The 19,247-nt window shown below is 41.4% G+C and carries 15 protein-coding genes; 13 read left to right on the top strand and 2 right to left on the bottom strand.

What is annotated here, in order from left to right; all coding sequences use genetic code 11:
• The first annotated feature begins 84 nt into the window (after positions 1-84).
• From AC0VX1_RS14920 to AC0VX1_RS14880, 9 genes are all read left to right on the top strand, one after another.
• Positions 85-1,929 carry a bifunctional homocysteine S-methyltransferase/methylenetetrahydrofolate reductase gene (locus AC0VX1_RS14920; protein ID WP_475467752.1) on the top strand — a complete coding sequence of 615 codons (1,845 nt, stop codon included), beginning with the start codon at positions 85-87 and terminating at the stop codon, positions 1,927-1,929.
• Positions 1,926-5,375 (top strand): methionine synthase, encoded by a 3,450-nt coding sequence (metH, locus tag AC0VX1_RS14915; protein ID WP_475467750.1) that lies wholly within the window; start codon positions 1,926-1,928, stop codon positions 5,373-5,375. The genes AC0VX1_RS14920 and metH overlap by 4 nt, the downstream gene beginning before the upstream one ends.
• Before the next feature lie 103 nt (positions 5,376-5,478).
• The gene (locus tag AC0VX1_RS14910) at positions 5,479-6,246 is read left to right on the top strand and encodes a polysaccharide deacetylase family protein (protein WP_475467748.1); all 768 of its coding nucleotides are present in this window, start codon (positions 5,479-5,481) and stop codon (positions 6,244-6,246) included.
• Positions 6,247-6,321: 75 nt separating this feature from the next.
• Positions 6,322-7,092 (top strand): dioxygenase family protein, encoded by a 771-nt coding sequence (locus AC0VX1_RS14905; RefSeq protein WP_034307426.1) that lies wholly within the window; start codon positions 6,322-6,324, stop codon positions 7,090-7,092.
• 374 nt (positions 7,093-7,466) lie between these two features.
• Entirely contained in the window at positions 7,467-10,319 is a 2,853-nt protein-coding gene (locus AC0VX1_RS14900) for a 2-oxoglutarate dehydrogenase E1 component (protein WP_475467746.1), read from the top strand.
• Position 10,320: 1 nt separating this feature from the next.
• Positions 10,321-11,598 carry a 2-oxoglutarate dehydrogenase complex dihydrolipoyllysine-residue succinyltransferase gene (gene odhB / locus AC0VX1_RS14895; protein WP_057277368.1) on the top strand — a complete coding sequence of 426 codons (1,278 nt, stop codon included), beginning with the start codon at positions 10,321-10,323 and terminating at the stop codon, positions 11,596-11,598.
• A 226-nt stretch (positions 11,599-11,824) separates the two neighbouring features.
• Positions 11,825-12,577, top strand: coding sequence for a DeoR/GlpR family DNA-binding transcription regulator (locus AC0VX1_RS14890; RefSeq protein WP_475467744.1), 753 nt, complete (start codon positions 11,825-11,827; stop codon positions 12,575-12,577).
• A complete protein-coding gene (gene pfkB, locus AC0VX1_RS14885) occupies positions 12,577-13,497 on the top strand; it encodes a 1-phosphofructokinase (RefSeq protein WP_475467742.1) in 921 nt (306 codons plus the stop codon). Before AC0VX1_RS14890 ends, pfkB begins: the two co-directional genes overlap by 1 nt.
• Positions 13,498-13,501: 4 nt before the next feature.
• A complete protein-coding gene (locus AC0VX1_RS14880) occupies positions 13,502-15,394 on the top strand; it encodes a PTS fructose transporter subunit IIABC (RefSeq protein WP_475467740.1) in 1,893 nt (630 codons plus the stop codon).
• A gap of 147 nt (positions 15,395-15,541) precedes the next feature.
• Here the strand turns inward: AC0VX1_RS14880 and AC0VX1_RS14875 are convergent, their stop codons facing one another.
• Entirely contained in the window at positions 15,542-15,799 is a 258-nt protein-coding gene (locus AC0VX1_RS14875; protein WP_413010131.1) for a VOC family protein, read from the bottom strand.
• 182 nt (positions 15,800-15,981) lie between these two features.
• Here AC0VX1_RS14875 and AC0VX1_RS14870 point away from each other — a divergent pair, with 182 nt between their 5' ends.
• The 3 genes from AC0VX1_RS14870 to AC0VX1_RS14860 all read left to right on the top strand — a co-directional run bounded on the left by AC0VX1_RS14870 (position 15,982) and on the right by AC0VX1_RS14860 (position 17,707).
• Positions 15,982-16,386 carry a secondary thiamine-phosphate synthase enzyme YjbQ gene (locus tag AC0VX1_RS14870; protein WP_475467739.1) on the top strand — a complete coding sequence of 135 codons (405 nt, stop codon included), beginning with the start codon at positions 15,982-15,984 and terminating at the stop codon, positions 16,384-16,386.
• A 39-nt stretch (positions 16,387-16,425) separates the two neighbouring features.
• Positions 16,426-17,001: a GNAT family N-acetyltransferase gene (locus tag AC0VX1_RS14865; RefSeq protein WP_475471799.1), complete on the top strand. Its 576-nt coding sequence runs from the start codon at positions 16,426-16,428 to the stop codon at positions 16,999-17,001.
• Positions 17,002-17,107: 106 nt separating this feature from the next.
• Positions 17,108-17,707, top strand: a complete 600-nt coding sequence (locus AC0VX1_RS14860; protein ID WP_475467738.1) for a cell wall hydrolase — start codon at positions 17,108-17,110, stop codon at positions 17,705-17,707.
• A 59-nt stretch (positions 17,708-17,766) separates the two neighbouring features.
• Here the strand turns inward: AC0VX1_RS14860 and AC0VX1_RS14855 are convergent, their stop codons facing one another.
• On the bottom strand, positions 17,767-18,354 hold the full coding sequence (locus AC0VX1_RS14855; RefSeq protein WP_328145211.1) for a DUF2087 domain-containing protein: 588 nt from the start codon (positions 18,352-18,354) through the stop codon (positions 17,767-17,769).
• Between the two features lie 161 nt (positions 18,355-18,515).
• Between AC0VX1_RS14855 and trhA the strand changes: the two genes are divergently transcribed.
• Positions 18,516-19,160 carry a PAQR family membrane homeostasis protein TrhA gene (gene trhA, locus AC0VX1_RS14850; RefSeq protein ID WP_063575916.1) on the top strand — a complete coding sequence of 215 codons (645 nt, stop codon included), beginning with the start codon at positions 18,516-18,518 and terminating at the stop codon, positions 19,158-19,160.
• Positions 19,161-19,247 lie beyond the last annotated feature (87 nt).

The following is a 19,247-nucleotide window of genomic DNA, read 5'->3' as shown; positions in this document are numbered from 1 at the left end:
TTCTTTGAGAAGGTTTTTTTTCTTTTCTCTCATACTCTATAGAAAACGACAAAAACAGGATTGTTTTTGGGAGAGGGTGTAATAATGAATTTTCGTAAAGAAGTGAAAGAAAGAATGCTGGTTGGGGAAGGGGCAATGGGGACCTTGCTTTACTCTTATGGCATCGATCAATGTTATGAGGAATTAAACTGCACGAACCCAGATAAAATAGAGTACATCCACAGAGCCTATCTGGAAGCTGGTGCAGATATCCTTCAATCGAATACTTACGGGGCCAACTTCAACAAATTGAAACGGCATGGACTTGAAGGTGAAGTGAGCAGAATCAATCGTCAGGGAGTCATTCTTGCTAAAAAAGCAGCAAAAGGAAAGGCATATGTCTTCGGTACCATAGGGGCACAGCGGGGGATCAGGAAATCGGATTTAAGCATGGAAGAGATAAAGCGAGGTTTTCGTGAACAGCTATACAGTTTGTTGATGGAAAACCCTGATGGGATCCTCCTGGAAACATTTTATGACCTGGAAGAACTGGAGACCGTGCTGAAAATCGTTAAATTTGAATCTGGACTCCCGATCATCGCAAATGTTTCGATGCATGAACTGGGTAATCTTCAAAATGGAATCCATTTAAATGATGCCTTTCAAAAACTTGAGCAATTGGGTGCCGATGTGGTTGGGGTGAATTGCCGCCTTGGACCACATCATATGATTCGGGCCTTGGAAGAAGTGAGTTTGCCAAAGCAAGCATCGATTGCCATTTACCCTAACGCCAGCCTGCCGGATTATGTCGATGGGAGGCTCGTTTATAAAGCTGTCCCGGAATATTTCGGTTCTAGTGCCCTGGAACTTCGTGAGCAAGGCGCCGCGATCATAGGAGGGTGCTGTGGAACGACTCCACTGCATATTCAAGCTGTAAAGCATGCAATTGGAAGTTTGGCTCCCGTGAAAGAGAAATTTACGAAATCCCGTGAAATAGAAGTAATTGAAGTGAACGATAGAGAATTGGAACTTCCCCTTTACGAAAAAGCCAAAACGGAACGGACGATTCTTGTTGAGCTTGATCCACCGAAAAAGCTAGGGATAGAGAGCTTCATGAGTGGTGCTGAAGTTTTGAAAAAAGCAGGGGTCGATTCCATAACATTAGCGGATAATTCACTTGCCTCACCGAGGATATCGAATGATGCACTGGCTAATTTACTGAAGAACCAATTGAATATAAAACCGATGGTGCATATAACATGCCGTGATCGAAATTTGATTGGCCTGCAGTCACATTTAATGGGTCTGCAGACGGTGGGGCTGAACGAATTATTGATCATCACCGGAGACCCTTCAAAAATTGGGGACTTCCCGGGTGCCACTTCGGTTTATGATTTATCTTCCTTTGACCTGATAAGCATGGTCAAACAATTTAATGAAGGTCTTTCCTATTCCGGTCAAAGTTTGGGTCAACGGGCAAATTTTAAAATTGCGGCAGCTTTTAATCCCAATGTGAAATATCTGGATAAAGCCGTACTTAGAATGGAAAAGAAGATTGCCTGCGGTGCTCAATCCTTTTTGACACAGCCAATTTATTCCGTGGAGCAAATCGAAGAAGTATATGAAGCGACAAAACATCTGGAAACCCCGATTTTCATCGGTATCATGCCGTTGACAAGCACCCGGAACGCCGAATTCATCCATAATGAAATCCCAGGCATCAAATTGCCTGATAATGTTAGAAGGGCCATGGCTCTAGCGGGGGATGACCCTGTAAAGTCAAGGATTGAAGGGGTGAATATCGCGCGGGAACTGGTGGACGCGGCTAGGGAAAAATTCAAGGGCATATATTTAATCACTCCATTCCTTCGCTATGAAATGACGGCGGAACTTACGAAATATATTAGAAAAGTCGATAGTAAACAGACATCAGAGGTGGAAAGTACATGAATAAAAAAGCGATACAAGATCAGTTGAATTCTAAGATTCTCCTACTTGATGGGGCGATGGGAACGATGCTTCAAGCGGAGGATTTGACAGCAGACGATTTTGGTGGGGAACAATTCGAGGGCTGCAATGAATATTTATCACTGACGCAACCGGAAATCATCCAATCCATTCATGAAAAATATTTAGCAGCGGGCGCAGATATCATAGAAACAAATACCTTTGGAGCGACCAGCATCGTCCTTGAGGAATACCAAATAAGTACGATTGCCTACAAGCTAAATAAAATTTCAGCTGAGCTTGCCGTTAAAGCTTGTGAAAAATATTCCAATGATGAATGGCCAAGATATGTAGCTGGATCGATGGGCCCCACTACAAAAACGCTTTCCGTAACGGGCGGAACGACTTTTGATGTTTTAACAGATTCTTATGAAGAGCAGGCACTGGGTCTCTTGGATGGCGGGGTAGACTTGCTGTTGGTGGAAACCTGTCAGGATATGCTTAATGTCAAGGCTGCCTTTTCTGGAATCAAAGCAGCATTCGCTAAAACGGGAAAAGATGTGCCTGTCATCATATCAGGAACAATCGAACCGATGGGCACGACACTTGCAGGCCAGTCCATAGAAGCTTTTTATTTATCGGTTGAACATATGAAACCCGTAGCTGTCGGCCTTAATTGTGCAACAGGGCCGGAATTCATGATAGACCATATCAGGACACTTGCAGATATATCAAATAGCGCCATCAGCTGTTATCCGAATGCCGGGCTACCTGATGAAGAAGGCCACTATCATGAATCACCTACATCCCTGGCAGAGAAAATGAAGCAATTTGCCGAAAAGGGATGGGTCAATATTATTGGCGGATGTTGTGGCACGACACCAGAACATATTAAAGAACTTTCCAGGGTACTCGAAGGCATGAAGCCCCGTACAATTATGGAAGCTGCCCATGGTCATGCCGTATCAGGGATAGAGCCGCTAATTTATGATGATTCAATGCGTCCTTTATTCGTAGGGGAGAGAACGAATGTTATCGGTTCCCGAAAATTCAAGGAGCTGATACGTGGAAAGCATTACGAGCCAGCTGCCGAAATTGCACGTAACCAGGTAAAGAAAGGCGCCCATGTCATTGATATCTGTCTTGCCGATCCTGATGGGGATGAGCTTGGCGACATGAAGGAATTTGTAGAAGAGGTCGTCAAAAAAGTGAAAGTCCCATTGGTCATCGACACTACGGATGAAGTCGTACTTGAACAAGCATTAAAACATTCACAAGGAAAATCGATCATAAATTCCATAAACCTTGAAGATGGTGAAGAGCGCTTTGAAAAAATAGTACCCTTAGTCCATCAATATGGTGCTGCCGTTGTCGTGGGAACCATTGATGAAATTGGGATGGCTGTTGATGCTGAACGGAAATTGGAAGTGGCTACGCGGTCTGTGGATTTGCTCGTCAATAAGTACGGTCTAAACAAAAATGACATCATTTTTGATCCGCTGGTATTTCCTGTAGGCACTGGGGATGAACAATATATTGGATCTGCATTGGAGACGGTGAATGGAATAAAGGCGATTAAAGAAAAGTTTCCGGAATGCCTGACGATACTTGGAATTTCCAACGTTTCTTTCGGTCTGCCGGAGAGGGGAAGGGAAATATTAAATGCCGTTTTCCTTTACCATTGTACAAAAGCGGGTCTCGATTATGCTATCGTGAATACAGAAAAACTTGAACGTTTCGCCTTGATATCGGATGAGGAAGTGAAATTGGCGGAGGCACTCCTGTTTGAGACATCAACTGAAACTTTAGCGATTTTTACCGAATTTTATCGTGGAAAAAAAGCGGAGAAGAAGGATGATGGTGTGATCCTGCCATTGGACGAACGTCTTGGTAACTATATTATCGAAGGAACGAAAGAAGGATTGATTGATGATTTAAATGAAGCGATAGAGCGCGGTGATACCCCATTGGAAATCATCAATGGCCCATTGATGGATGGGATGAGTGAAGTGGGGCGGCTGTTCAATGACAACCAACTTATTGTCGCAGAGGTGCTTCAGAGTGCTGAAGCGATGAAGGCGGCTGTAGCTCACCTTGAACCACTTATGGAAAACGCTGAAGATAGTGCTAAGAAAGGGAAAATCCTGTTGGCGACCGTCAAGGGAGATGTGCATGATATCGGGAAAAATCTAGTGGATATCATCCTTTCCAATAACGGCTATGAAGTCATTGATTTGGGAATAAAGGTCGCACCGCAACAAATCATTGAAGAGGTTCGAAAACATGAGCCAACCATCATTGGCCTATCTGGGTTACTTGTCAAATCTGCACAGCAAATGGTTTTAACCGCACAGGATTTAAGGCAAGCGGGAATAGATACCCCAATTTTAGTTGGAGGGGCAGCATTATCCCGTAAATTCACCGATTTTAAAATTTCACCTGAATATGAAGGGCCGGTTTTATATTCCAAAGATGCGATGGATGGTTTGGCGGTAACGAATATTTTACATGACGCCGACAAAAAAGTGGTGTACTTGGAAGAGTTGGTCGAGAAACGAGAAAGATCGAAAGCGAATGCCGCCATTGCTGCCACATTGGAAAAACCTGTTCGTAAGCAGTCCACAGCGGCTCCTTTAAGCGATGTTCCTGTTCAAACACCGCGTGACATCAAACGACACGTCCTGAAAAACTATCCATTGGATGTCGTCCAGCCATATATAAATAGGCAAATGCTGATTGGTCATCATTTGGGGTTAAAAGGCAAAGTTACCGAATTGCTTAAGCAAGGGAATGAAAAAGCAGTGCAGCTCAATGATCTCGTAGACGAATTGATCGAATTCCTAAAGACGGAACCGGATTATGGTTTGCATGCAGTTTATCAATTTTTCCCTGCTCAAAGCGAAGGAGATAAGCTATTTATATACAACCCGGACAATCATCATGAGGTTTTGGAAACTTTCGAATTCCCCCGGCAAGATACGAATCCGCATCTTTGTTTAGCGGACTTCGCAAAACCGATTTCCTCCGGGCAAATGGATTATGTTGGTTTCTTCCTGGTCACTGCCGGAAAAGGAATCAGAAAATGGGCAGAAAAACTGAAACTTGAAGGTGATTTCTTGAAAAATCACGCCCTTCAATCACTTGCTCTTGAAACAGCTGAAGGGTTCGCGGAAAGAATCCATCAATTAATGCGGGATGATTTAGGTATAAGCGATCCGATTGATATGTCCATGAAAGAGCGGTTTGCAGCTAAGTACACCGGGCAAAGGTTTTCATTTGGTTATCCTGCTTGTCCTAATCTGGAAGACCAGGAGAAGCTATTCCGCCTGCTGCAACCTCAAGATATTGGCGTGGAATTGACTGAAGGATGCATGATGGAACCAGAGGCTTCCGTTTCAGCCATTGTTTTTGCACATCCTGAAGCTCGTTACTTTAATGTCGATCGATAACTTCATTTAATAAGGCAGCGGTATTTTTTACCGCTGCCTTATTGCGCATGAAACCCCTTAACTGGTACACCTTAATGGTCAAAAGGAAGGGGATGCAGCACCTATGAAGAAGATGCTAAAATTAATTCTTGTCATGGCGAGTTCTCTCATTATTATTTTGTCTGATGTGGATGTGCAAAACATTCAAGTACATGCAGTTATTCCCGAAGAGATGACACCGTTGCTAAAAAGTAAGGTGAATCAGAAAATCGCTTATTTGACCTTCGATGACGGACCATCCTTGAATACCATGGAGATTTTGAATATTTTGGATCGCTATCATGTTAAGGCCACATTTTTCGTTAAAGGTAACGAAGAACCATACGCAAAGAGATGTTATCAGGAAATGATATCCCGCGGTCATTCGATCGCCCTTCATTCTTATACACATGATTATTCCATCGTTTATCGGTCGACTGAGAGTTTCTTTCAAGATTTGAATAGACTTGAAACCATGCTGCAAGAGGAATATGGGATAAAAAGCCGTATTGTGCGCCTTCCTGGCGGCTCGAATAATCAGCTGCGGCATCAGGCGTCAACGAAACCAATCATCAATGGAATCCTTCAACAACTAAAGGAAAAAGGGTATATTTATTTTGATTGGTCCATTGACTCGACAGATGGCTTCAGTCCGTCAATAAGTGAACAACAAATCATTTCTGCTGTACAAAAAGGGACGAAAAATCAAAAGCATGTTAATATCTTATTGCATGATATCAATAGTATGAAAAATACAGTAAAAGCGTTGCCTGATATAATTGAATTCCTTAAAAAAGAAGGATATACCTTTGATACTATTGATGAGACTACGCCGAAAATGCAATTTAATTGATGAACACATTGTTTAACTATAGTAAATTAAGGTATAGGATATTGAGATTACAATGCGAAAGGATTTATCGTCTCTATGATGCCATCATTGTTTTTATCACATGGAACACCGCTATTAGCTTTGGAAAAGAATAGCTATACTCTTTTTTTGAAGGAGTATATGCAAACTATGAAGAAACCTGCTGCCATCGTTATTTTGTCAGCACATTGGGAAAATGAAGATCAAATGATTTCTGCAGTGGGGAAGCATGAAGTCATTTACGATTTTGCTGGATTTCCTGAAGAAATATTTCAGATAACATATCCTGCGAGGGGATGCCTGGAGCTGTCAGATCGAATTTTAACCTTATTGTCCAGGATAGATGTATTGGGGGAACTTGATGAAAGGCGCCCCCTGGATCATGGAGCATGGGGGCTTTTGCATATCATGTACCCAGAAGCTGATATCCCGACCGTATCTATGTCCATTAGTCCTTCGCTGCCATTGGACAAGCAGTATGAAATTGGGAAAGCATTAAGGGAATTAAAGGAAAATAATGTCCTGATCATAGGAAGCGGTGGAATTGTCCATAATTTCACACATATTCAGGAAGATATGCATGTTGCAGAGGGATGGGCAATCGAGTTTGAGAACTGGGTCGAAGAAAAAATCATGAAATGGGATTTGCAATCTTTGTTCAATTATGAAAATATCGCCCCTTACAGTACAGAGGCTGTGCCTTCCAAAGAGCATTTCATTCCATTGGTCATCGCAATGGGCTCAGGGGATGACAATAAAAAAGCGGCTCTTCTGCACAGAAGCTTTCAATATGGCAATCTAAGTTTAACAGCCTGGAAGTTTGAGTGAGCTGAAAGGGTTTTCAAACTAGTTAAATTTACCTGAAAAATAATCATTATACAAAAATACAAAAATCTTTTTTTAGCGAAAAAAAGACTTAAATGAGCAAAAAAGACAGTTAAAAGCGATTTTTGACGAATTAAGCAGAAATATAGTTGAAAAAAGGTTGTATAAAGTGGTTTAACCTTTGGATATTTCGACAAAAACATGTTAATATAACATCTGAAAACGTTTTATCCTTTAAAATTTTATTATTCAATAACCAAGTTATTTATTATATATCTTATATATATCCTATATTTGGGGAAAATTAGAAGAAAGAAATTTGGGGATGGATAAAACGGAATGAAAAAAATTATGAGAAAAATTTGGGGGTTTACAAAATGACCATCAATGATTCTAAGGTATTAGACCGCTGGAAAGCTTTTTCGGGTCCAAACCTTGGGTATGTCATGGAGCAATACGATTTATTTCTAGCCAACCCGGAAGAAGTGGATCCGGAACTGAAAAACTTTTTTGAAGTAGCAGGTCCTCCTTCATTCGATGTATCGGCAGAAACAACGACTGTAAGTGCATCAACTGTACAAACTGGAGAAGTTCTTCCAATGAAGAAAATTATGTCTGCAGTGAAGTTAGCTGAAAATATCCGTGCATACGGGCATCTTGCTGCAAATATTTATCCTTTAAAAGAAGAAGCTCTGGATACTGAACAAATTCACTTTGAAAAATATGGCTTGACTGCAGATGATTTAAGGAAAATACCGGCTGACTTTATTTGTCCGGAATCACCTGAAGACGTGAAAGACGGATACGAAGCCGTACAATACCTAAAACAACTCTATACAAAAACGATAGCCTTTGAATTTCATCATGTTAATGACTTGGATGAAAAGCAATGGCTTACTGATATGGTCGAATCTGGAAGCATGTTCCCGGAAGTGGGAAAAGAGAAAAAAGAACTATTACTTAAACGATTGAATGAAGTAGAAGGTTTCGAGAAATTCCTTCACCGCACATATGTAGGGCAAAAACGTTTCTCAATTGAAGGACTGGATGCTATGGTTCCGATTTTAGATGAAATGATTTCACAAACTGTCCAAAACGGAACGGGTAATGTGAATATTGCCATGGCTCACCGTGGACGTTTGAATGTGCTTGCACATGTATTAGGAAAGCCTTATGAGGTCATTTTCTCCGAATTCCAACATTCACCGAATAAAGATTTGGTTCCTTCCGAGGGTTCGACAGGCATTAACAATGGATGGACAGGTGATGTTAAATACCATTTAGGTCTGGATAAACAGATTACTAAAGCTAATATACAAAAAGCAAGGATTACACTTGCCAATAACCCAAGTCACTTGGAAGTAGTCGGTCCAATCGTGGAAGGGTATTCTCGTGCGGCTCAAGAAGACCGTACAGAAAAAGGATTCCCTGTGCAAGACATTTCCAAATCTCTTGCAATCCTGATTCATGGTGATGCTGCATTCCCAGGTGAAGGAATTGTACCTGAAACGTTTAACTTAAGCCGTTTACGCGGTTATCAAGTTGGCGGCGCAATCCATATCATCGCCAATAACATGATCGGTTTTACAACGGAAAGTGAAGATTCACGCTCAACCTTATATGCTAGTGATTTGGCAAAAGGCTTCGAAGTGCCGATCGTGCATGTAAATGCAGATGATCCAGAAGCATGTATGGCTGCTGTGAACCTTGCTAACCTATATCGTGAAAAATACAACAAGGATTTCTTGATCGACCTGATCGGTTACAGACGTTTCGGCCATAACGAAATGGATGAGCCATTGGTGACTCAACCTGAAATGTATGCATTAATCCATAAGCATCCAACCGTAAAAGAGCTTTATGGGAAAAAACTTATTGAATCCGGCGAGTTCACTGAAGCTGAAGTTAAAGCGATTGCTGAGCAAGTGGATACAAGGCTTGCAGATGCATATGCGAAAATTTCCGGAAATAAACCGGAAGCTTCCAAAGAGTGTAATCCTCCTGGGATTATTGAAAAAGGACTTCCAGCCATTGAAACGGCAGTTCCGAAACAAGAACTTGTTACAATTAACGAAGAGCTTGTTAAATGGCCGGAAGGATTCACCCCTAATAAAAAATTAGGAAAGATCTTATCACGCCGCTTGGATTCCTTTGGTCCTGACGGAAAAATCGATTGGGCACATGCCGAGACATTGGCTTTTGCATCGATTCTAAGTGACGGCACGCCAATCCGTTTGACAGGACAAGATTCAGAGCGTGGAACATTCGCACAGCGTAATATCATGTTACATGATAGTGTTAATGGAAAAACATATTCACCACTTCACACACTTGAAACTGCCAAAGCTTCATTCGCTGTTCATAACAGCCCGCTTACGGAAACGGCAGTTCTGGCTTATGAATATGGTTATAACGTTTTTGCACCTGAGACACTTGTATTATGGGAAGGCCAATTCGGTGACTTCGCTAATACAGCACAAGTGATCTTTGACCAATTCATCGCTGCTGGCCGTGCAAAATGGGGTCAAAAATCAGGTCTTGTCATGCTGCTTCCACACGGTTATGAAGGACAAGGGCCAGAGCACTCAAGTGCACGACTGGAACGCTTCCTTCAATTAGCAGCTGAAAACAACTGGACAGTTGCTAACTTAAGTTCGGCAGCTCAATACTTCCATATCCTTAGAAGACAAGCTAAGATTTTGGATCAAGAACAAGTACGTCCGCTTGTCATCATGACACCGAAGAGTATGCTTCGTAATCAGGTGATGGCTTCTACAACAGAAGAATTCAGTGAAGGTGCGTTTGAATCATTCGTAGAAACCAAAGCTTTGGGCAAAAAACCTAAATCGGTTGAACGCATTGTTTTTGCAACAGGTAAATTGGCGGTTGAACTTCGTGAAAAAGCGGCAACTGAAAAAAATACGGATTGGTTGCAAATCATCAGTATCGAAGAAATTTATCCATTCCCATTCACTGGAGTTCAAGAAGCCCTGAAAAAATATACAAATCTTAAAGAAATCTTCTGGGCTCAAGAAGAACCTAAAAACATGGGTGCTTGGACATTTGTTGAACCTCGCCTAAATGCAGCGGCTCCTGGCAATCTTTCAGTAACATATATAGGAAGGAAGCGCAGATCAAGCCCGGCTGAGGGAGATCCACTTGTCCATAAAAATGAACAACAACGGATTATGACTCAAGCAATTACACGCAATAATGAGGGGGAGAAATAAAATGGCTGAAGTAAAAGTACCTGAATTAGCAGAATCAATTTCTGAAGGATCTATTGCGCAATGGTTAAAACAACCCGGTGATCACGTTGAAAAAGGAGAATATGTCCTTGAACTTGAAACGGATAAAGTGAACGTTGAAATCATTTCAGATTATACTGGTACACTTTCTGAACATTTAGCAGAAGAAGGCGATACTGTCCAAGTCGGACAGGCTATCGCCATCGTTGATGAAAATGGATCAGCTGCAGCAGCTCCAAAAGCGGAAGCTCCTAAGGTTGAAGAAGCTAAAGCAGAACCAGTTAAGGCTGAACAAGCGGCTCCTGCTAAAGAGGCTCCTAAAGCAGAAGCGAAAGAATCATCATCCACTCAACAAGTTATTGCATCACCAGCTGCAAGGAAATTGGCTCGTGAAAAAGGAATTGACTTGACTCAGGTGCCTGTAGCAGATCCACTAGGTCGTGTACGTGTACAAGACGTAGAAGCAGCAAGTAATGCACCTGCAGCTCCTGCAGCACCTGCGGCAGCTCCAAAACAAGCTCCTGCAGCTAAACAAGCAGCAGCTCCTGTTGAAGTGAATGATGACCGCATTGAAGTGGTTAAAATGACACGCCGTCGTCAAACCATTGCCAAACGTCTAGTTCAAGTACAATCAGAAGCAGCCATGCTTACAACTTTTAACGAAGTCGATCTTTCTGCAGTCATGGAATTGCGTAACCGCCATAAGGATTCTTTCGTGAAAACAAATGATGTTAAACTTGGTTTCATGTCATTCTTCACTAAAGCGGTCATTGGCGCATTGAAAAAATATCCGTTATTGAATGCTGAAATCCAAGGCGACCATATCCTGAAAAAGAACTTTTATGATATCGGTGTAGCAGTATCCACTGATGAAGGTCTTGTCGTTCCGGTTGTAAGGGATGCTGACCGCAAAAGCTTTGCTGAAATCGAGAAGAACATTTCGGATTTAGCTGTTAAAGCGCGTAACAACAAACTGGGACTTTCAGATTTATCAGGTGGTACTTTTACCATCACTAACGGAGGGACTTTCGGTTCCCTATTATCAACACCAATATTGAATGCCCCTCAAGTTGGGATTTTGGGCATGCATACAATCAAGACTCGTCCAATCGCTGTTGGAGACCAAATCGAAAACAGACCAATGATGTACCTTGCATTATCTTATGATCACCGTATCGTAGACGGAAAAGAAGCTGTTGGTTTCTTGGTGGCCATCAAAGATATGCTTGAAGATCCAGAACAACTTTTACTTCAAGGCTAATAAAATAATACTACCCTCCTGTCATCTTGACATGGGGGTTTTTTTGTTGAACAAGAAAGGATATTTTCATAGAAAAAAAGATAATGAAATTCAAGAAAGTTCATCTCTAATAAAAATGAATGTTTTTGAATGTATTTTTGGATGAATTTGATTATTTTTAAACGTTTATGATTGATTATTCCTTCATTTTCATATATGATGATGATATTAAAGTGAGGTGGGCGAATTGTTGACAACTGAAAGGCACCAGTTCATCTTATCGATCCTTAAAGAACAAGGAACGGTAAAGCTGCAGGAGCTTGTAGATCAGTTACAAGCCTCGGAGTTGACCATTCGGAGAGATTTAGTGCAACTCGAAGAAATGAAGCTCTTGAAACGCGTGCATGGCGGGGCCTCTTTACTGCAAAGAAAAGGCCTTGAGCCAACAACTATGGAAAAGCAATACAAAGCAAGAGCTGAAAAACAACTTATAGCAAAGCTGGCTGCTTCATTCATAGAGAAAAATGATTGTATATATCTTGATGCAGGCACGACAACTGCCGAAATGATTCCTTATTTAAAGGATAAAAATATAACGGTGCTGACAAATGGTCTTATGCATATTCCAAAACTCATCGAATTGGAAATCAAAACAGTGTTAGTTGGCGGAACGATAAAGTTTTCGACAAATGCAATTATAGGAAGTAATGCTGTACAGTTTTTGAATGAATACCGTTTTGATAAATGTTTCTTGGGAATGAACGGCATCCATCAAGAATTGGGTTTCACAACACCAGACCCGGAGGAAGCCCTGCTGAAGAAGATGGCATTACGTCTCTCTAACGAGACCTACGTGCTTGCTGACAGTTCAAAACTTAATGAAGCTACTTTCGCCAAGGTGGCAGATGTAAGCGATGCCATTATCCTTACTGACAGCAATGATGAAGAGGCTGTTGCTCACCTTCAAAAAAATCCAAAGGTAAAGGTCGTGACCATTTAATGATTTATACAGTGACACTTAATCCATCCATCGATTACCTGGTCGAAGTGGAGAGCTTTCAAATGGGCAAGGTGAATCGAACCAGTTATGATGCAAAATTCCCTGGAGGGAAAGGGATCAATGTTTCCCGTGTGCTAAAAAGGCTGGGAAATAGTACAACAGCGTTAGGATTCATCGGTGGACAAACAGGTGAATTTGTAAAAAGGTTTTTAAGACAGGAAGAGATTTTCACGGACTTTACAGAAATAGCTGGAGATACAAGAATTAACATTAAATTGAAAACAGGGCTTGAGACCGAAATAAATAGCCAAGGGCCAGTCATTTCAAAAGGGAATTATCAACAATTATTTAGTCAGATTGAACAGTTGAACAATAATGATATCCTCATTTTGTCAGGAAGCATTCCTCCAAGCGTTCCTTCGGATGTATACGAAGCCATGGCAAGGTCTTGTACCCTTAATGGCATTAAAGTGGTGGTGGATACGAGTGGCAAGGAATTACTGAATGTCCTTCCACACCGGCCATTTTTAATAAAGCCGAATCATCATGAACTGGGTGAGATTTTTTCCACCGAAATAAGTAACATTGATGATGCTAGGGAATATGGCGCTAAATTGGTTGAAGCAGGAGCACAAAACGTTATTGTCTCAATGGCGGGACAGGGTGCCGTGCTTTGCTCGGGTGGAGAATCATATTCCGCAAATGTTCCAAAAGGGAACGTCATCAACTCAGTGGGTGCCGGTGATTCCATGGTCGCAGGTTTCATCGGGACATATGAAAGGACAGGGGATATTCTATCTGCTTTCCGCTTCAGTCTTGCGGCAGGAAGTGCTACAGCCTTTTCATCCGATCTCGGTACATTGGATAAAATTGAAGAGTTATTACCGCAAATTGCTATCAATCAACTAACAGGAGGCTGACTCTATGAAAATTACAGACTTGTTAAAATTGGATACAATCATAATCAATCTGCAAAGTGTTACAAAGCAAGCAGTCATTGATGAACTATCAGGAAAGTTAGCCGAGGCAGAAAGGTTAAATGATGTGGATGGTTTCAAAGCTGCCATCTTAAAACGTGAAGAACAAAGCACAACCGGGATTGGTGAAGGGATAGCCATACCGCATGCAAAAACAAATGCTGTAAAGATACCTGCCATCTGTTTCGGCAAATCGGTCAGTGGTGTGGATTATGAATCGCTTGATGGACAGCCGGCCCATTTGTTCTTCATGATTGCAGCCAGTGAAGGAGCGAATGCAGATCACTTGGAAACCCTTTCCAGGCTTTCTTCGTTACTGATGGATGATAAATTCAGGGCCCGATTGATTTCTGCTTCTTCTGGTGAGGAAGTGTTGGAGATAATCAATCAAAAAGAAATGGAAGCTTATGAAGAAGAAAGTGAAGAAAAGCAATTGAGTAATAGCGCCAGCAGTAACGATAAAGGAGGTAAAATCCTTGCCGTTACAGCTTGTCCAACAGGAATTGCCCATACTTATATGGCTGCCGATGCGTTAAAGGCTAAAGCGAAGGAAATGGGAATCGATTTCAAAGTGGAAACAAATGGTTCCACAGGTATTAAAAATGGTTTAACCGCCGCAGAAATTGAAGAGGCGGATGCCATTATTGTTGCTGCTGATAAGCAGGTGGAAATGGATCGTTTTAATGGAAAACATGTCATTATTGTCCCTGTTGCCCAGGGGATCCGGAAGACCGAGGAACTGTTAACCAGGGCCGTGAATCAGGATGCACCTGTTTACAAAGGAACTGGAAATGATAAAAATGATGAAGGTGATTCAGCTAAAGGAGGATTGGGGATTTACAAGCATTTAATGAATGGCGTAAGTAATATGCTTCCATTTGTCGTCGGGGGCGGAATCTTGATTGCGCTTTCTTTCTTTTTTGGAATCGAGGCAGCTGATCCGGCAAATCCGGATTATAATCCCATTGCCAAAGCATTAAGTGATATTGGCGGGGGAAATGGTGCCTTCTTCTTACTTGTCCCAGTACTCGCTGGATTCATTGCTTCAAGTATAGCCGACCGTCCAGGTTTTGCCCCTGGTATGGTAGGGGGATTATTGGCAGCACAGGCTAATGCCGGTTTTCTTGGCGGGCTGATTGCCGGTTTCCTTGCAGGTTATGTCGTCTTACTATTAAGAAAATTGTTTTCCAAGTTACCGCAAACACTTGATGGCATTAAACCGGTTTTACTCTATCCTGTATTCGGGATGTTAATTACAGGGTTTATCATGATATTTCTCGTAAATGAACCAGTAACTGCAATTAACACGGGCCTGACCAATTGGCTGCAGGGCTTATCAGGCACGAACGCAATATTCCTCGGCTTGATTCTTGGGGGCATGATGGCTGTGGATATGGGAGGCCCCTTAAATAAAGCGGCATTCACTTTTGGGATTGCAGCCATTGAAGCATCAAGTTTCGGACCGCATGCTGCAGTTATGGCTGGTGGAATGGTTCCTCCTCTTGGAATCGCACTTGCAACTACATTCTTTAAAAGTAAATTCAGTGAAACGGAAAGGAAATCCGGCTTCACTAATTACTTCATGGGTGCTTCGTTCATTACAGAGGGAGCTATTCCTTTTGCGGCGGCGGATCCATTACGGGTTATTGTCAGCAGTGTTATTGGGTCAGCGACGGCAGGAGCGCTGTCAATGGCTTTTAATGTAACATTGCCAGCGCCGCATGGGGGTATATTCGTCATCCCCCTAGTCAACCATCCTTTCCGCTATTTGCTGGCGATTTTAATAGGAGCCCTCATTACCGCTTTAATATTGGGAATCTGGAAAAAGAAACAAAAATAAATATACTACAAAAGCGGGTCCGAGATAAATGGACCCGCTTTTTATTACTTCCATTCCAATATTTCGATCCAGCCGAAGGGATCGGTTAAATATATACGGTTCGCACCGGGCAACCCCCATCTACTGTAAAAGAAATATACTAAGTCATTAAATGTTGTTTAAATTCGTTGAGTTTTTCAACTTCAAGTGCTGGATGCGCTTTTCTTGCGGAATGAAATGATCCTCCGTTCCGACATGAATCTTGATCGATCCCGATTCGAACCATAACCCGCCATTGGAACTTAATGACAGAGGCTTTTTCACTTCCCGGAACATTAGTATCTCAGTGAAAAACTTCCTTGATTGGTCCTCGGTATTAGGAGATGCTAATTGGTAATGGTCGATTGACTTAAAAATGAAGTTCATCTTGCAACTCCTCCCGATTCCTTATATATCCAATTTTAAAATAAAAAGATCAATAAGGATGCTTTTTTTGATTGCCATCGATAAGATCTCCTTATGTTTTAGTCGTGCATGGTTTAAGAAAGCATGAATTTTTATGTTTATGGGTAAAGGAGTATTAAAATGAATAAAAGGAGTGAATGTACATGCTGAAGAAAAATACCTTAAAAACGGTGAAAAGGGATGATATGATTGATGTTACGACAGAAGTACAGGCATTCATCAAGGAAAAGGGGATTCAAGAAGGGGTAGCTCTTATATATTGTCCACATACGACTGCCGGGATCACGATCAATGAAAATGCTGACCCCGATGTCAAAAAGGATATATTGAGGAGACTGGATGAGCAATACCCATGGAATCATACATTGGATTTACATATGGAAGGTAACACGGCTGCCCATTTGAAATCAAGTACGGTTGGTTCTTCACAACAGGTGATCATCCATAAAGGGAGCTTAGTCCTTGGTACTTGGCAGGGTGTGTATTTTTGTGAATTCGATGGTCCCAGAGAAAGGCAATATTTTATTAAATTAAGTGTCGACCAGTAAAATGGAAGGTTCAGCATGGATGAAGTGGGAGGAAGCGGAGTGGACGATGTTCGGATTGAAGGTAGCAAAGTCATATTGAGGAATGTAAAACAAACCGATTTAAAACGTTTATGGAGCCTGAAATATGGAGAAACCGATCCCGAATGGAAAAAGTGGGATGCACCTTATCTCCCTCTTGAACTCATTGATTTCCATACGTTTATCGAAAAAGAAATGAAGCATAAAACCTATGATGAAAAAATCGGGGCTTACTCCGAGCTATTAATGGAAAAAAACGATCAAATTATAGGATCTGTTGTATATTACTGGGAACATGAACCTTCACGCTGGCTTGAAATCGGAATTACTATTTTTGATCCCCAGTATTGGAATGGCGGTCATGGGACAGAAGCATTAATGATGTTCAGTGGGTATTTATTCGAAAACCTGGAGATTGAGCGGGTTGGACTTACAACTTGGTCAGGTAATGAACGTATGATCGCAGTTGGGAAAAAGGTAGGAATGCAAGTAGAGGGAAGAATGAGAAAATGCCGCTATCATGATGGTTATTATTATGATTCAATCAGAATGGGAATGCTGCGGGAAGAGTGGGAATCATTAAAATTCCGAAGGTAAATTGAAATGTGAAAATATTTCCTGCATTTCCTTGGAAAAAATTTAGCACTGTTTTCTCCAATATGGTCTGTTATCCTAGGAAGGTGCTTAACGAGGAGGTAACAGGATGAAATTATCAGTATTAATATCCGTGATAATGACTCTAAGTGTCATCGTACTTGGTATAGCTTTTTCTAAGGGAACGACAACTAAAGCTTCTGATGGGGCAACTAAACATGTCATTAAACAAGGTGAATCGATTTGGGATATTGCAAAGCAGCACGGTGTTCCAATCGGTAAGTTAAAAGAAGTCAATCATAACGTAAATAATGTTGCCGAACCTGGTAAAACATTGATTATTCCACATGTAATGAATGATAAAGATAAAGAATTATTAGCAAGGCTTGTGCATGCAGAAGCCAAAGGGGAACCATACAGAGGAAAGGTCGAGGTGGCGGGAGTTGTTTTGAATCGCCTTGATAGCAATGAATTCCCTGATACGGTCCGGGAAGTGATTTATCAAAAAAACCAATTCTCGCCTGTTGGTGATGGCAGTATAAACAAACCGGCAGGAAAGGATGCCAAGAGAGCTGTCAATGAAGCATTGGCTATTCATGGTTACACAAATGATGCCTTGTATTTTTGGAATCCAAGTATTTCGGACAGCGAATGGATGAAACAATTAGAGGTAATAAAAATTATCGGCGGGCACCATTTTGCCATCTAAACTGCATCTTAAGAACCGGCTTTCCAATTGGGAGACCGGTTCTTTTTTTTAGAAAACCGTTAAATGATATCAGCCCACATTTCGCGGGGATTCAGCTCATAAATGCTGTTTTCGCGGTACATGATGCTTCCGATAATGAGTTCACGCCTTATCGTTGCATAATCATCATGGAAAGACTGGATGAATTCATTCAGTTCTTTTTCTGGATATTTACGTCCCTTTTCCAGAAGGCTTCCAATATGATGAAGAACGATCATTTTCTTTTTTCTTTGTGCTGGTATAGTTTTTAGTCGACCATCTGGAGTATAAAAGTTTTCAAGGATCTTTTTATGTTCTAAAATCAGCTTTTGATTTTCCATTTTACTGGAGTCCCCCTTAGTTGAAACCATTTTAGGCAATGCTGACGAATAATGCTTCAGGACATCTTCATTCAAAAAATAATAGACCGTATTTTTTTCCCTCCGGTCCTTCACTAAATTAATGTCTTTCAATTTCGATAAATGGTGTGAGATGGTCGGAGCCGTCAATTTTAGTATACCTGCAAGTGCCTGTCCGTGTTTTGGACCGTTTGCCAGGATGGATATTATCCTGATCCTTGTCACATCACCAATCGTCTTGTGGAAAGCGACCAATTTTTCTAATTGCACTTTATCCCCCCCCTCATAATTAGATTAACATCTAATTAGATAATAATCTAATTAGTGGCAGTTAATCAAGTTACTATTCACTTTTCTATATTGCTTGGAAGATCTGATGTATACTTTAGGGGAATACTAAAAAAATTAATCCGGAATTAAGGAGCTGTAACATGGCCAATACTCATGTTTATACAAGAAAAGAAGAAGTGGTCAATGCGATAACCCACGGTGTCGGCGTTTTGTTGAGTATTGCCGCACTTGTGTTTTTAATCATATTCTCAGCCCAAACAGGATCGCCTTGGAATGTAGTCATTTCGGTCATATATGGTGTTTCCATGCTTCTTTTATACGTCTCTTCCACTTTAGTGCATAGTTTTCCAGAAGGTAAAACAAAGGATATTTTTGAAATCTTTGATCATTCAGCCATATATATATTCATTGCAGGAACATACACGCCAATCATGCTTCTTGTGATCAAAGGGTCACTGGGCTGGACACTGCTAGGTATCATTTGGGGAGTTGCAATCATTGGCGTCGTCTTCAAAGCTTTCTATGTGAAAAAATTCCTCTTCCTTTCGACGATCCTTTATATTGCCATGGGGTGGATGATCGTTATCGTTTGGGGACCACTTACAGCTACGATGCCTGCAGCGGGTATCCAGCTACTGATTGCAGGGGGATTGCTTTATACGTTCGGAGCCATCTTTTATGTTTGGCGGGGGTTTCCGTTCCATCACGCGGTTTGGCATGTATTCGTGCTTGGGGGAACTGCCACACACTTTTTTGCGGTATTGTTTTATATCCTTCCACAATGATAACTTGGCCGATTTGATGTATTTGAGAGATTGGTTGAGGTTTTAAATGACCCCCATTAGGAAATAAGTAAGGTATACAAACTAAAG

It is taken from the genome of Peribacillus sp. QJM3NY_7, from assembly GCF_056173225.1.
Note: the sequence above shows the minus strand (reverse complement) of the source record. Positions and strands in the feature narration are given on the sequence as shown.

Bases quoted from the DNA above. Each gene is read 5' to 3' on its own strand.
- AC0VX1_RS14920 (WP_475467752.1), top strand. From the start codon at position 85: ATGAATTTTCGTAAAGAAGTGAAAGAAAGAATGCTGGTTGGGGAAGGG.
- metH (WP_475467750.1), top strand. From the start codon at position 1,926: ATGAATAAAAAAGCGATACAAGATCAGTTGAATTCTAAGATTCTCCTA.
- AC0VX1_RS14910 (WP_475467748.1), top strand. From the start codon at position 5,479: ATGAAGAAGATGCTAAAATTAATTCTTGTCATGGCGAGTTCTCTCATT.
- AC0VX1_RS14905 (WP_034307426.1), top strand. From the start codon at position 6,322: ATGATGCCATCATTGTTTTTATCACATGGAACACCGCTATTAGCTTTG.
- AC0VX1_RS14900 (WP_475467746.1), top strand. From the start codon at position 7,467: ATGACCATCAATGATTCTAAGGTATTAGACCGCTGGAAAGCTTTTTCG.
- odhB (WP_057277368.1), top strand. From the start codon at position 10,321: ATGGCTGAAGTAAAAGTACCTGAATTAGCAGAATCAATTTCTGAAGGA.
- pfkB (WP_475467742.1), top strand. From the start codon at position 12,577: ATGATTTATACAGTGACACTTAATCCATCCATCGATTACCTGGTCGAA.
- AC0VX1_RS14880 (WP_475467740.1), top strand. From the start codon at position 13,502: ATGAAAATTACAGACTTGTTAAAATTGGATACAATCATAATCAATCTG.
- AC0VX1_RS14875 (WP_413010131.1), bottom strand. From the start codon at position 15,799: ATGAACTTCATTTTTAAGTCAATCGACCATTACCAATTAGCATCTCCT.
- AC0VX1_RS14870 (WP_475467739.1), top strand. From the start codon at position 15,982: ATGCTGAAGAAAAATACCTTAAAAACGGTGAAAAGGGATGATATGATT.
- AC0VX1_RS14860 (WP_475467738.1), top strand. From the start codon at position 17,108: ATGAAATTATCAGTATTAATATCCGTGATAATGACTCTAAGTGTCATC.
- trhA (WP_063575916.1), top strand. From the start codon at position 18,516: ATGGCCAATACTCATGTTTATACAAGAAAAGAAGAAGTGGTCAATGCG.